The organism is Mesorhizobium sp. M5C.F.Ca.ET.164.01.1.1 (genome assembly GCF_004792125.1).
Classification (GTDB): Bacteria; Pseudomonadota; Alphaproteobacteria; order Rhizobiales; family Rhizobiaceae; genus Mesorhizobium; species Mesorhizobium wenxiniae.
The window spans coordinates 191,119-204,033 of sequence record NZ_SRTG01000007.1; the positions used below are offsets into that span (position 1 = coordinate 191,119).

At 62.1% G+C, this 12,915-nt stretch carries 13 protein-coding genes; 10 read left to right on the top strand and 3 right to left on the bottom strand.

Features of this window, described 5'->3' with window-relative positions:
- Genes EN807_RS27920 through EN807_RS27930 form a run of 3 tightly spaced genes read left to right on the top strand, consistent with a single transcriptional unit; the run spans window position 1 to window position 2,862 of the window.
- Window positions 1-459 carry a GNAT family N-acetyltransferase gene (locus EN807_RS27920; RefSeq protein ID WP_135937517.1) on the top strand — a complete coding sequence of 153 codons (459 nt, stop codon included), beginning with the start codon at window positions 1-3 and terminating at the stop codon, window positions 457-459.
- The gene (locus tag EN807_RS27925; RefSeq protein ID WP_135937518.1) at window positions 459-2,024 is read left to right on the top strand and encodes an amidase family protein; all 1,566 of its coding nucleotides are present in this window, start codon (window positions 459-461) and stop codon (window positions 2,022-2,024) included. The genes EN807_RS27920 and EN807_RS27925 overlap by 1 nt, the downstream gene beginning before the upstream one ends.
- Before the next feature lie 28 nt (window positions 2,025-2,052).
- Window positions 2,053-2,862, top strand: coding sequence for a YdcF family protein (locus EN807_RS27930; RefSeq protein WP_135937519.1), 810 nt, complete (start codon window positions 2,053-2,055; stop codon window positions 2,860-2,862).
- Here the strand turns inward: EN807_RS27930 and EN807_RS27935 are convergent.
- Entirely contained in the window at window positions 2,799-3,554 is a 756-nt protein-coding gene (locus EN807_RS27935) for a DUF599 domain-containing protein (protein WP_135937520.1), read from the bottom strand. The two genes, EN807_RS27930 and EN807_RS27935, sit on opposite strands and share 64 nt — an antisense overlap.
- 161 nt (window positions 3,555-3,715) lie before the next feature.
- Between EN807_RS27935 and EN807_RS27940 the strand changes: the two genes are divergently transcribed.
- The 4 genes from EN807_RS27940 to EN807_RS27955 all read left to right on the top strand — a co-directional run bounded on the left by EN807_RS27940 (window position 3,716) and on the right by EN807_RS27955 (window position 7,200).
- A complete protein-coding gene (locus EN807_RS27940) occupies window positions 3,716-5,119 on the top strand; it encodes an L-serine ammonia-lyase (RefSeq protein WP_135937521.1) in 1,404 nt (467 codons plus the stop codon).
- A 115-nt stretch (window positions 5,120-5,234) separates the two neighbouring features.
- Window positions 5,235-5,672, top strand: coding sequence for a DUF1489 family protein (locus tag EN807_RS27945; protein ID WP_135937522.1), 438 nt, complete (start codon window positions 5,235-5,237; stop codon window positions 5,670-5,672).
- Between the two features lie 98 nt (window positions 5,673-5,770).
- Entirely contained in the window at window positions 5,771-6,502 is a 732-nt protein-coding gene (locus EN807_RS27950; RefSeq protein ID WP_189522591.1) for a VWA domain-containing protein, read from the top strand.
- Window positions 6,502-7,200, top strand: a complete 699-nt coding sequence (locus EN807_RS27955; protein ID WP_127314919.1) for a DnaJ domain-containing protein — start codon at window positions 6,502-6,504, stop codon at window positions 7,198-7,200. The genes EN807_RS27950 and EN807_RS27955 overlap by 1 nt, the downstream gene beginning before the upstream one ends.
- Window positions 7,201-7,245: 45 nt before the next feature.
- On the opposite strand, the gene EN807_RS27960 is transcribed toward EN807_RS27955, so the two are convergent.
- Entirely contained in the window at window positions 7,246-8,658 is a 1,413-nt protein-coding gene (locus EN807_RS27960) for a D-alanyl-D-alanine carboxypeptidase (RefSeq protein ID WP_135937524.1), read from the bottom strand.
- A 316-nt stretch (window positions 8,659-8,974) separates the two neighbouring features.
- On the opposite strand from EN807_RS27960, the gene EN807_RS27965 reads away from it, so the two are divergent.
- From EN807_RS27965 to clpA, 3 genes are all read left to right on the top strand, one after another.
- On the top strand, window positions 8,975-9,304 hold the full coding sequence (locus tag EN807_RS27965; RefSeq protein ID WP_135937525.1) for a phasin family protein: 330 nt from the start codon (window positions 8,975-8,977) through the stop codon (window positions 9,302-9,304).
- A gap of 273 nt (window positions 9,305-9,577) precedes the next feature.
- Complete coding sequence (clpS, locus tag EN807_RS27970; protein ID WP_029352795.1) at window positions 9,578-9,904, top strand: ATP-dependent Clp protease adapter ClpS; 327 nt, start codon at window positions 9,578-9,580, stop codon at window positions 9,902-9,904.
- Between the two features lie 6 nt (window positions 9,905-9,910).
- Window positions 9,911-12,376, top strand: a complete 2,466-nt coding sequence (gene clpA, locus EN807_RS27975; protein WP_135937526.1) for an ATP-dependent Clp protease ATP-binding subunit ClpA — start codon at window positions 9,911-9,913, stop codon at window positions 12,374-12,376.
- 95 nt (window positions 12,377-12,471) lie between these two features.
- On the opposite strand, the gene EN807_RS27980 is transcribed toward clpA, so the two are convergent.
- Complete coding sequence (locus EN807_RS27980) at window positions 12,472-12,903, bottom strand: HIT family protein (protein WP_135937527.1); 432 nt, start codon at window positions 12,901-12,903, stop codon at window positions 12,472-12,474.
- Between the last annotated feature and the right edge of the window lie 12 nt (window positions 12,904-12,915).

Consider the following 12,915-nt stretch of genomic DNA (forward strand, 5'->3'; position numbering starts at 1 on the left):
ATGGCAATCGAGATCGCCATCGAAACGCCGCTGCAGGACGATGTGCGCGGGCTGGTTAAGGAGCTCAACGCCACGCTGCTGGAACTGACGCCGCCGGAGCACTGCTATCACATGACCGTCGAACAGATGGCCGACAACGACACAACAGTCTTCATCGCTCGCTACAACGGCCTTGCCATCGGTTGCGGCGCGCTGAAGCGCCACGATGGCACCGTCGGCGAGGTCAAGCGCATGTACACGCGGCCTTCGCATCGTGGACAGAAGATCGGCGCCAGGATCGTCGAGCGGATCGAAGCGCTGGCGCGCAATGAAGGGCTGAAGCGTTTGGTGCTGGAAACCGGCGACCGCCATCCGGCAGCGTGGACCGTCTATGAAGGCGCCGGATTTTCGCGCTGCGGCCCGGTGCTGGACTATCCCGATACCGGGTGGTCGGTGTTTTACGAAAAGAGCCTTGCCTGATGAGCGACCTGACCCACCTGACGATTTCGCAGGCCCGCACCAAGCTGCGCGCCAAGGAAATCACCGCAACCGAGATCACCGAAGCCTATCTCCAGGCGATCGAGCGGGCCAATCCGACGCTCAACGCCTATGTCGTCGTTACCGACGACAAAGCGCGCGACATGGCCAAGGCCTCGGACGCGAAGCTGGCGAAGGGCCAGGGCGGGTCGCTCGAAGGCATTCCGCTCGGGATCAAGGACCTGTTCGGCACCGAAGGCATCCACACCCAAGCCTGCAGCCATGTGCTGGACGGGTTCAAGCCGCACTACGAATCGACCGTCACCGCCAATCTGTGGGCCGACGGCGCCGTCATGCTCGGCAAGCTCAACATGGATGAGTTCGCCATGGGCTCCTCCAACGAGACCTCCTACTACGGCCCTGTCGTCAATCCGTGGCGGCGTTCGCGCCTCGACACGGTGGTGATGCCGACCACGCATCAGGGGGATGGCGGTTTCGTCTCGGCCGGCGGCACCAGGACCGCGCGCACGCTGGACAACGCCCAACTCGTGCCGGGCGGCTCGTCGGGTGGCTCGGCCTCCGCCGTTTCGGCGCTCCTATGTGCCGGCGCCACAGCCACCGACACCGGCGGCTCGATCCGCCAGCCTGCCGCCTTCACCGGCACGGTCGGCATCAAGCCGACCTACGGCCGCTGCTCGCGCTGGGGTACTGTCGCCTTTGCTTCGTCGCTCGACCAGGCCGGACCGATCGCCCGCGATGTGCGTGACGCCGCGATCCTCTTGAAATCGATGGCCTCGGTCGATCCGAAGGACACCACCTCGGTCGACCGGCCGGTGCCGGATTACGAAGCGGCGATCGGCAAGCCGATCAAGGGCATGAAGGTCGGCATCCCCAGGGAATACCGCGTCGACGGCATGCCCGACGAGATCGAGGCGCTGTGGCAGAAAGGCATTGCCTGGCTGAAAGATGCCGGCGCCGAGATCGTTGACATTTCGCTTCCGCATACCAAATATGCGCTGCCGGCCTATTACATCGTCGCGCCCGCCGAAGCCTCTTCGAACCTGGCCCGCTATGACGGCGTCCGCTATGGGTTGCGCGTGCCGGGCAAGGACATAGTCGACATGTACGAGAAGACCCGCGCCGCCGGCTTCGGCCGCGAGGTCAAGCGCCGCATCATGATCGGCACCTACGTCCTCTCCGCCGGCTACTACGATGCCTACTATCTGCAGGCGCAGAAGGTGCGGAGTCTCATCAAGCGGGATTTCGAAAATGCATTCACGGCCGGCGTCGATGTCATCCTGACACCGGCAACGCCGTCGGCGGCCTTCGGCATCGCCGACGAGGACATGGCCGCCGACCCGGTCAAGATGTACCTCAACGACATCTTTACGGTGACGGTGAACATGGCTGGACTGCCGGGCATCGCCGTGCCCGCAGGGCTAGACGCCAAGGGCCTGCCGCTCGGCCTGCAGCTCATCGGCCGGCCCTTCGACGAGGAAACTTTGTTCCAGACCGCCCATGTCATCGAACAGGCGGCGGGTACGTTCCAGCCGGAAAAGTGGTGGTAGTGTCCTCTCCCATCTGAAGGGGTGAGGGATGTTCTACTATCTTTCCAAGGTATTTTGGCTCCTCGTCCAGCCGTTGAATCTGGCGATCATCCTGATGTTGGTCGCGTTGCTTTCTGCCTTGGTCGGGCGCGGAAAGCTGTTTGCCACCGGCAGCGGGCTGGCCTTTCTCATCCTCGCCCTCTCGACCTGGACCTCGCTCGGCGCACTGATGCTCAACCCGCTGGAAGAGCGCTTTCCGCGCCCGCCGCTGCCGGAAAAGGTCGATGGCATCGTCGTGCTCGGAGGCGGCATGGAGGGCGCCGTCAATTTCGCGCGTGGCGGCTATGAACTGAGTGCCAGCGGCGATCGGATGGTCGCGGCGGCCGTGCTGGCACGGCATTTTCCGACAGCGAAAGTCGTCATCTCAGGGGGCACTATCGCAATGATCGGCGAAGGCGAGGGCGATGCAGAGACGGCGCCGCGTCTGTTCGCCGCACTTGGTGTGACGGCCGATAGGCTGATCCTCGAGAACAGATCCCGCAACACCTACGAGAACGCCGTCTTCACCCGCGAACTGGTCACCCCGAAACCGGGCGAGACCTGGTTGCTGGTGACCTCGGCCTTCCACATGCCGCGCGCCAAGGCGCTGTTCGACAAGGCCGGCTTTGCCACCGTTCCCTGGCCGGTCGATTACCGCACCTCCGGCAAGGAAGGCATCGGCCTGTTCCGCGACGATCCCTTCGGTTCGCTGCAGACCACCAGCACGGCGGTCCGCGAATGGATCGGGCTCGTCGCCTACTGGCTGTCGGGCCGCATCGATCGGCTTTTCCCTGGACCGGGTGTTGGTTCGGGCGGCTGACCGATCACGGCTTGCCGCGCCGCCGAGAAGAACTGGCGACGCACCAGGACCGCCAGCAATAGCAGCGTCGACAGCACGAACACTTTTGGGTCGACGAACCAGCCGAGATAACCGATCGAGAAAAACACGCCGCGCAGGCCGGAATTGAAGTGCTTCCCGGCCAGCATGTTCATGCGCGCCGCACGCCATACCGCCGTCTCGCTAACCGGGTTATGTGAAGCCTCGCCATGCGGAATCGGCACAGCTCCGATCAGGATCGAGCAGTAGTTGAACAGCCGGTAAGCCCAGCCGAACTTGAAGAAGGAGTAAGCCAGGATCAGCACCAATCCGAACACCTTCATCTGAAAAGCGGTGCGGGACGATGTCGCGCCGAGCGGCAGGTTACTCAGCACCGAAATAACCTGATCGGAGGCGCCGAGCAGCGCAAAACAGCCGCCGATCGCAATCAGTGAACTGGAGGCGAAGAAGGCGGTTCCCTGTTGAAGGCCTGCCATGATGGCGGTGTCGACAATGCGGATCTCGCGTTCGGCCATGGTCCGCATCCAGGCTTCGCGCTGAGCGTTCATCGCCGTCGTCAGTGACATGCGGCTGACCAGCTTTCCGTCGGAGGCGAGCGTATGCAGCACCCATACGAAAAGGAAGAAGGCCAGCGCCACGAGGTCTGCCGTCGACAAATGGAAAGAATCGCCCATGCGACCCTTTTACCACACGCCGTGGCGCCGCTTCGATGGCGGAACGCAACGATGTCGCTGCCGGAGCAAACAAGGTCGGCAGGTGCAGCGCCGCGATCTTCGAAAGAGCGGAAACCTCACAGGAATTCCTATATGTAAATTCCAATAGGAGAGAGCGGCGCGTGTTCCTTTCGGTTTTCGACCTGTTCAAGATCGGCATTGGACCATCGAGTTCGCACACGATGGGACCGATGACGGCTGCGCGGCGTTTTCTCGACGAGGTCGCGGGAGATGACTGGCCACGCCCGGCCGGCGCCAAGGTCGACCGCGTCGCCGCCAGCCTGCACGGCTCGCTTGCCTATACCGGCGTCGGCCATGGTTCAGATCGCGCCGTCGTGCTCGGGCTTGCCGGCCAGATGCCGCAGACGGTGGACCCCGATCAGGCGGACAGCATCGTCGACCGTATCGCCGCCGACAAGCGGATATCGCCGCCCGGCCACCCGTCCTATCGCTTCGACCCGGCCACGGATCTGGTGCTGGACCGCAAAACGCCGCTACCCGGTCACGCCAACGGCATGGCTTTCTCCGCCTATGATGCCGACGACCGCCTGCTGCTCAAGCGCATCTATTATTCGATCGGCGGCGGCTTCGTGGTTTCCGAGGAAGAATTGCAGCGGATGAAGGTGAAGGGCTCGGTGACGACGGAAGGCAAGAAGGTTCCATACCCCTTCAAGAACGCCGTCGAGATGCTGTCGATGGCGGCGAAAAGCGGCCTTTCCATCGCCGACATGAAGCGGGTCAACGAAGAGACGCAGATGCCGCGCGAGGAACTCGACGCCGGCCTCGACGGCATCTGGAGCGCCATGAAGAGCTGCATCGAGCGTGGCCTGTCGCAGGACGGCATCATGCCGGGCGGGCTGAAGGTGCGCCGACGCGCGCGGCAATTGCATGACAAGCTGCAGGAGCAGTGGCGGCAGAACCGGCCCAATCCGCTGCTCGCCAACGACTGGCTGTCGATCTATGCCATGGCGGTGAATGAGGAGAACGCCGCCGGCGGGCGCGTCGTCACCGCGCCGACCAATGGTGCTGCAGGCACGCTGCCCGCGGTGCTGCGCTACTGGCTGCATTTCCATCCCGAGGCCGACCAGCCAAGCATCCGCGATTTCCTGCTGACCGCGGCAGCGATCGGCGGCATCATCAAGACCAACGCTTCGATCTCGGGCGCCGAAGTCGGCTGCCAGGGCGAGGTCGGTTCGGCCTCGGCGATGGCGGCGGCGGGGCTGTGCGCCGTGATGGGCGGCACGCCCGAGCAGGTCGAGAACGCCGCCGAGATCGCGCTTGAACATCATCTCGGCATGACCTGCGATCCGGTCGGCGGGCTGGTGCAGGTGCCTTGCATCGAGCGTAACGCACTCGGCGCCGTCAAGGCGGTGACTGCTGCTTCGCTGGCCATCAAGGGCGACGGCGTTCACTTCGTGCCGCTCGATGCCGCGATCGAGACCATGCGCCAGACCGGCCTCGACATGAACGACAAATACAAGGAAACCAGCCTCGGCGGACTGGCCGTCAATATCGTGGAATGCTGAGCGAACCTTTGCACTGGGGATTGGCACTGTGGAGAACAGCACTGCGAAGACTGGCACTGTGGAGAAAGTCGGCCAGGCCGTTGACGCCCTCGCGCGCCGGACTAAACCTTAATCCATGTCCCTCAATCTCATAAAGCTCTGCGTTGGCTGCGACAGCGTCGAAGATCTCGAAGAGTGGATCGCCTTCCGCCTCGACGAACGGCAGCGCGCCGGTGAACCGGTCGAGCATTACCACACCACCCGCATGATGCCGACCCGCGGCGCCGAGGTCACCGATGGCGGTTCCCTCTACTGGGTGATCAAGGGCAATGTGCAATGCCGCCAGTTGATCACGGAAATCCGTCCTTTCACCGATGACGAGGGCATCGGCCGCTGTCATCTGATGCTCGATCCCGCGGTGGTGCGCACCGAATGGCAGCCGCGCCGCGCCTTTCAAGGCTGGCGCTACCTGAAACCGTCGGACGCGCCGGCCGATCTCGGCAAGGGTAAAGCGGGATTGGTCGAGATGCCGCCGAAACTCAGGCGCGAGCTTGCCGATCTCGGCCTTCTCTAGGAAGGTCCCCCAAATTCAAAGCTGCCGGGATAGCTGACCCTCCAGGTCGCCTCATGCTGGGCTTGCAAGCGGCGCAACAACGCCACATCTTGAATGTCATGAGCGACAAGAAGCAGCCCGTGCCCGCAAAGGCCAATCCTGCGCCGGTCGAGTCCCAATCGAGCACTGGCGAGATCGATGCCTTTATCCGTCAGGCAAGGACGCTCGCTGCGTCCGCGACCGGTTCTGGCAGGCTGATACTCTCGCTCGACGCGACGATGAGTCGCCAGCCGACCTGGGACCTTGCCTGTGCGCTGCAGGGCGAGATGTTCGACGCCGTCGGCAAGGCCGGAGCGCTGAAGGTTCAATTGGTTTATTTTCGTGGTCTTGGCGAGTGCCGCTCATCTGCATTCGTCACCGATACGGACGCGCTGAAGCAGCTGATGACGCGGATCGAATGCCGCAGCGGCCACACCCAGATCGGCAAGGTTCTCGCCCATGCGCTGAAACAGACGGCGGCGGCCAAGGTGAATGCGCTGGTCTATATCGGCGACGCGATGGAAGAAAACATAGACGATCTGGCCGAAAAGGCCGGCAGCCTCGGCCTGCACGGCGTTCCTGTCTTCGTCTTTCAGGAGGGCCATGATGCCGGCGCAGAAAAGGCATTTAAGGAGATTGCGCGGCTGTCCAAAGGTGCTTGGTTCCGATTTGATCGGCGGGCCGCCGCAACCTTGGCCAGCCTGCTTTCGGCGGTCGCCGTCTTTGCAACCGGCGGGCTGAAGGCACTGGAGGCCAGGGGTAGGCCGGAAGACCGGCTGATGATCGAGCATCTGCGGAGCGGCAGGAAATAATGGGCGCGATTATCGCATTCGTGGCGTTGCTTTTGGTGCTGCTCGGCGTGGCCACGATCTTTCTCCGCGCCGACCCCGCGAGACTCGCAAGCGGGATGAGGACACTTGGGCCCGTCCTGCTGGCGCTGATCGGCGTCGCCGTGCTTCTGGTCGGACGCGAAGGTATCGGCGGCTTGATCCTATCGACGGCGCTCGCCTGGTATGGCTCCATGCGGATGAAGCGGCCGACGGCGAAACTGGAGCCGGGCAAGCATTCGACGGTGCGCACCGCTGCACTCGAAATGGAGCTTGATCATGATACCGGCAATCTGGAGGGGCTCGTGCTCGCCGGCCGCCATGAAGGCAAGATGCTTGGCACGATGAGCCTTGCGGAATTGCAGCAACTTTATCGCGAACTTCCCGGCGACCCGGAGAGCCGCCAGTTGCTAGAGACGTATCTTGACGGCAGATTTCCCATCTGGCGCAAAGACGCTGAGGCGGATGGTGGCGACGGGCTGGGTGTTTCGCCAGGTTCGGGCGCCATGACTAAGGAGGAGGCCTACAAGATCCTTGGTCTTGAAGCGGGGGCCGCCGCGGCGGATGTCCGCAAGGCGCACCGCCGCCTGATGCAGCGCCTGCACCCCGATATCGGCGGCACGTCTTTTCTGGCGGCGCGGATCAATGAAGCCAAGGACGTCTTGCTCTCCAATCACAACTAGTCTCCTTCGACGCAGAATTTTTCCGGGAGATATTTTCGACGCCGCCTATTGCTGGACGGCGTAGCACTCGATTTTCTTTTTCTTCAGGGCGTTGCAGGCTTTCCAGGCAGCAGTCTTCGAACCAAAGCCGAACCGGGCGCGGTAATAGGTGACGCCGTCCTTTTCGAAGGCGACGGTGAAGCCTGTGGCATCGGCGAGGATCGAAGGCGCCTGCTTGCTCGTCTCGTCCAGGAGAGCCTGGGCTTCGGATTGTTTTGGCGAAGAGGCGACCTGGACTGCCCAGCCTGACGGCACCGATGCCGTGTTGACGGGATCGACCGCCGCCGGTTCGGCGTAGGCTGCTGCGACCCTTGCCGTCGCCACATCGTCCGCCGTGGCCGCGGCCACTGTGTTGACCTTCCTGGTCTGAACGACGGGCCTGGTCTGGACGACGGGGGTGGCTTCTTCAACGGCGGGCTCGGTTTCCTCAACCAGCGAGGCAATGGCATCATCGTCCGGGGCATCGTCCGGCCGGCTGTCCGGCGTCGGCGCGTCGCGCTTGGGCAGGAACACTTTTGCCAGGGCGCTGATCGGGTTGCCGCCGCCGGCCTTGGCGACCAGCATGCCGCTGCCGCGCGACGACGCTTTCGGCATGTAGGTGTTGATCAATGCGGCCATCTGGTTGTCGCGGCTGCCGCCGGATTTCCCGCCTATCACCACCGCGACAATGCGGCGATCGCCGTCGTCGACCGAGGAAACGAGATTGTAGCCGGAGGCGCGGGTGTAACCGGTCTTGATGCCGTCGACGCCCTTGATGCGCCCAAGCAGGCGGTTATGGCCGTTGATACGCCTCCGGCCGTAGAGAAAGGAACGCTGCGAGAAATAGCCGTAATACTGGGGAAAATGCTCCCGCAGCGCGATGCCGAGCACCGCCATGTCGCGCGCGGTCGTGAACTGACCGGGGTTTGGCAAGCCGTGGGCGTTGCGGAAAACGGTCCCCTTCATGCCCAGCGCCCGCGCCTTGGCTGTCATCATGTGGGCGAAATTGGCTTCATTGCCGCCGAGAAGCTCGCCGAGCGCCGTTGCCGAGTCGTTTGCCGACTTGGTCACCATCGACAGGATTGCGGTCTCGACCGTGATCGCGCCGCCCCGTCTGACGCCGAGTTTCGTCGGCGGTTCGGCAGCAGCATTGGCCGAAAAGACGACCCGGGAGTTCTTGCTGATCTTGCCGTTCGCCATGGCCTCGAAGGCCAGGTAAAGCGTCATCATCTTGGTGAGCGAGGCCGGATAGCGCCGACCATCGGCATTCGAAGAATAAAGCACCTTGCCGGTCTTGGCATCGATGACGATGGCGGCCGACCTCGCTGCCATGGACGAAGCAGCGTCGGCAACGACGAATGTCATCGCCAAAGCGAGGATCATGATCGTTTTCAAAGAGGACGCGGATTTGGAGAGAATGCCCGACAACGCCTGACGCACCGATGGTTCCTTTGAATTTTTTGTTGCTGGAGGCGGCAAAGGTCCTGCCTCACTTCAAGCCAAGCTATCGCGGCCAGTGTTACCAATCCGTTTATGGTAACCACCGTGTTCACCATTTTCTTCGGACTTGAGCTTCCCTTTATTCGAATTTTAGCCATTGCGGTGGCTGGGCCTGCACGCCGGGCCGGTCGTCTGGAACCGCGCTCGGCGAAACATTGACTTTTTGTGCAGTGCACAATATATAACTTGCATTGCACAACGCGGCCCCGGACAGGGCGCGTCCACCGTTCAACGGCAACTGCCAAGGGAGCGTGAAATGACCCAGACCTATGAAGATTTCAGCAAATACGGCAAGGAGTTTGCCGACACCGGCTTGAAGAGCTTCGCATCCCTTTCCAAGGGTGCGCAGGCCATCGCCACCGAGGCGGGCGAGTACACCAAGAAAAGCTTCGAGGCCGGCAGCGCAGCAGCCGAGAAACTTTTGTCGGCCAAGTCGCTGGAGAAGGCGATCGAGATCCAGTCCGATTTTGCCAAGCAGTCGTACGAAGCCTTCGTCGCCGAAGCGACCAAGATAGGCGATCTCTATGCCGAACTCGCCAAGGAAGCCTACAAGCCGTTCGAATCAATCGTCGCAAAATCGAAATAATCTCGCTATGATGTGAAGATGGCCCTCGGGCCTGCATGACAGACCCGGTCGCGAACGCGCGGCCGGGTTTTTTCATGGCAATTTGAAATCAGAGGGCTCTGCCGCCTTCACGATTTCGAAAATCGGCCAAGTTTGGCCACCTAGCCATATTGTCAGCTAAACAGAAGGGCTTAAAATCGTCCATCGAAGACCTACATGTCGAACTTGCATGGGTATTCGAAAAGGCAGGGCTACGTGACGATTGGTTTGACTGCCACGAGAGATGTGGTGCGGATGCAAAACGGCAACGACGGCAATGAGGCCGGTCGCGGCACGGCTGTCATCACGCGCACCAAAACCAAGACCAAAAAGCCTAGCCTTTATCGGGTCCTCATTCTCAACGACGACTATACGCCCATGGAATTCGTGGTTCACGTACTGGAACGTTTTTTCCAGAAGGACCGTGAAGCCGCCACACGCATCATGCTACATGTTCACAATCATGGAGTGGGCGAGTGCGGGGTCTATACATTCGAGGTGGCCGAGACCAAAGTGTCTCAGGTCATGGATTTCGCCCGACAGAATCAGCATCCGCTGCAATGCGTGATGGAGAAGAAGTGAGGTAACATGCCGGCTTTCTCACAAGGCCTGGAAAAGGCGCTTCACCAGGCGCTGACGCTCGCCAATGAGCGGCACCACGAATACGCAACCCTTGAACATTTGCTGCTCGCTCTCATCGACGACACCGAGGCGGCCGCGGTCATGCGCGCCTGCAACGTCGATCTCGACGAGCTGAAGCACACGGTTCTCACCTATATCGACACCGAGCTCGACAATCTCGTCACCGGCTACGACGAGGATTCCAAGCCGACGGCCGGTTTCCAGCGCGTCATCCAGCGGGCGGTGATCCATGTGCAGTCGTCCGGCCGCGAGGAAGTCTCCGGCGCCAACGTGCTCGTTGCGATCTTCGCCGAGCGTGAGAGCCATGCCGCCTATTTCCTGCAGGAACAGCAGATGACCCGCTACGACGCGGTCAACTACATTTCGCATGGCATCGCCAAGCGCCCCGGCGCATCCGAGACGCGGTCGCCGCGCGGCGCCGACGACGAGCAGGGCGGCCAGAGCGGCGCCGAGCCGCAAGAGGACGGCGGCAAGAAAAAGCAGCAGGACGCGCTGACCGGCTATTGCATCAATCTGAACAACAAGGCCAAAGCCGGCAAGATCGATCCGCTGATCGGCCGCGAGTCCGAGATCAACCGCACCATCCAGGTGCTGTGCCGCCGCTCCAAGAACAATCCGCTCTATGTCGGCGACCCCGGCGTCGGCAAGACGGCGATCGCCGAAGGCCTTGCCAAGCGCATCGTCGAGGGTGACGTGCCGGAAGTGCTGCACAACGCCACTATCTTTGCGCTCGACATGGGAACATTGCTGGCCGGCACCCGCTATCGCGGCGATTTCGAGGAGCGGCTGAAGCAGGTCGTCAAGGAACTCGAGGATTATCCGGGCGCGGTTCTGTTCATCGACGAGATCCACACCGTGATCGGGGCAGGGGCGACGTCGGGCGGCGCCATGGATGCGTCGAACCTGTTGAAGCCGGCGCTGTCGTCCGGAACGATCCGCTGCATCGGCTCGACCACCTACAAGGAGTTCCGCCAGTTTTTCGAGAAGGACCGCGCTTTGGTGCGGCGCTTCCAGAAGATCGACGTCAACGAGCCGACCATCGAGGACGCCATCGAGATCATGAAGGGTCTGAAGCCGTATTTCGAGGAGTTCCACAAGGTTCGCTACACGTCTGAGGCGATCAAGGCTTCGGTCGAACTGTCGGCGCGCTACATCAACGACCGCAAGCTACCGGACAAGGCAATCGACGTGATCGACGAGACCGGCGCCTCGCAGATGCTGGTGCCGGAGGCCAAGCGAAAGAAGACTATCGGCATCAAGGAGATCGAAGCGACGATCGCCACCATCGCCCGCATTCCGCCGAAGACGGTTTCCGCCGACGACGAGAAGGTGCTGGCCGGTCTCGACGTTGAGTTGAAACGTGTCGTCTACGGTCAGGACACCGCGATCACGGCATTGACCTCGGCGATCAAACTGGCGCGGGCCGGCCTGCGCGAACCGGAGAAGCCGATCGGCTCCTACCTGTTCTCGGGACCGACCGGCGTCGGCAAGACCGAAGTGGCAAAGCAGCTCGCCGCCTCGCTCGGTGTCGAGCTGATCCGCTTCGACATGTCGGAATATATGGAACGCCACACGGTCTCGCGGCTGATCGGCGCGCCTCCCGGCTATGTCGGCTTCGACCAGGGCGGCCTGTTGACCGACGGCGTCGACCAGCATCCGCATTGCGTGCTGTTGCTGGACGAGGTCGAGAAGGCGCATCCGGACCTGTTCAACATCCTGCTGCAGGTCATGGACCACGGCAAGCTGACCGACCACAACGGCAAGCAGATCGACTTCCGCAACGTCATCCTGATCATGACCACCAATGCGGGCGCCTCGGATGCGCAACGCGCGGCGATCGGGTTCGGCTCGACCAAGCGCGAAGGCGACGATATCGAGGCGATCAACCGGCTGTTCACGCCGGAATTCCGCAACCGTCTCGATGCGATCATCCCGTTCGGCTCGCTGCCGGTTCCGGTCATCCACCAGGTGGTGCAGAAGTTCGTCATGCAACTCGAGGCCCAGCTCTCCGAGCGTGGCGTCACCTTCGACCTGTCGCAGGAAGCGATCGCCTGGCTGGCCGAGAAGGGCTACGACGAGCGCATGGGGGCCCGGCCGCTCGGCCGCGTCATCCAGGAGCACATCAAGAAGCCGCTGGCCGACGAGGTGCTGTTCGGTAAGCTCAAGAAGGGTGGCACGGTGCGTGTCACCGTCGAGAAGAAGGAGACAGGCGAGACCGGCCTGAAGCTCGAGTCGCTCGCCGACGAGGCGCCGGTCAAGCCGAAGAAGGAAGAACCGGACGACACGCCGAAACTCAAGAAAGCTGCCAGCAAGAAGCCCGTCGCGAAAAAGGCGATCGCGCAGAAGGCGGAGCCCAAGGGCAAGGATGGCGGCAAGCGCAGCTTGGTGCCGCAACTGCCCCGCAAGGGGTGACAGCCTGAAAGCCAAAAAAAGCCCCGGAAACGGGGCTTTTTTGTTGATGAAGAGGTAGTGATTGGCCGAAGGCGTTTGCTGTGCGACCTCCGGCTTCAGTTTTCCAGCGCCACTCGTATCTTGCCGGCGTTCTCAGCCAACACTTCCGGCTTCTCCATTTGCCCGCTATGCGGCTTCAAAGGAATGCCCTCGAAGCGTGGAATAATGTGAACGTGGAGGTGAAAGACGGTCTGGCCCGACGCAGGCTCGTTGAACTGCATGACTGTGACACCATCGGCATCGAAGGCCTTTTTTACTGCCCGCGCAACTTTCTGGACATTTGCGAAGAGCGGGCCGAACACTGCCGGATCGGCATCGAGCAGGTTGCGCGACGGCGCCTTCGGCACAACCAGCGTATGACCCGGCCCTTGCGGCATTACATCCATGAAGGCGACGACGGCGTCATCTTCATAGACGCGATGCGACGGGATTTCACCGCGCAGGATTTTCGCGAAGATATTGCTGCTGTCGTAGGTGGTTTCGGCCATGGCGTGCGCTCC

Coding starts and splice junctions, on each gene's coding strand:
- EN807_RS27920 (WP_135937517.1), top strand. CDS start 1: ATGGCAATCGAGATCGCCATCGAAACGCCGCTGCAGGACGATGTGCGC.
- EN807_RS27925 (WP_135937518.1), top strand. CDS start 459: ATGAGCGACCTGACCCACCTGACGATTTCGCAGGCCCGCACCAAGCTG.
- EN807_RS27930 (WP_135937519.1), top strand. CDS start 2,053: ATGTTCTACTATCTTTCCAAGGTATTTTGGCTCCTCGTCCAGCCGTTG.
- EN807_RS27935 (WP_135937520.1), bottom strand. CDS start 3,554: ATGGGCGATTCTTTCCATTTGTCGACGGCAGACCTCGTGGCGCTGGCC.
- EN807_RS27945 (WP_135937522.1), top strand. CDS start 5,235: ATGTCCCTCAATCTCATAAAGCTCTGCGTTGGCTGCGACAGCGTCGAA.
- EN807_RS27950 (WP_189522591.1), top strand. CDS start 5,771: ATGAGCGACAAGAAGCAGCCCGTGCCCGCAAAGGCCAATCCTGCGCCG.
- EN807_RS27955 (WP_127314919.1), top strand. CDS start 6,502: ATGGGCGCGATTATCGCATTCGTGGCGTTGCTTTTGGTGCTGCTCGGC.
- EN807_RS27965 (WP_135937525.1), top strand. CDS start 8,975: ATGACCCAGACCTATGAAGATTTCAGCAAATACGGCAAGGAGTTTGCC.
- clpS (WP_029352795.1), top strand. CDS start 9,578: ATGCAAAACGGCAACGACGGCAATGAGGCCGGTCGCGGCACGGCTGTC.
- clpA (WP_135937526.1), top strand. CDS start 9,911: ATGCCGGCTTTCTCACAAGGCCTGGAAAAGGCGCTTCACCAGGCGCTG.
- EN807_RS27980 (WP_135937527.1), bottom strand. CDS start 12,903: ATGGCCGAAACCACCTACGACAGCAGCAATATCTTCGCGAAAATCCTG.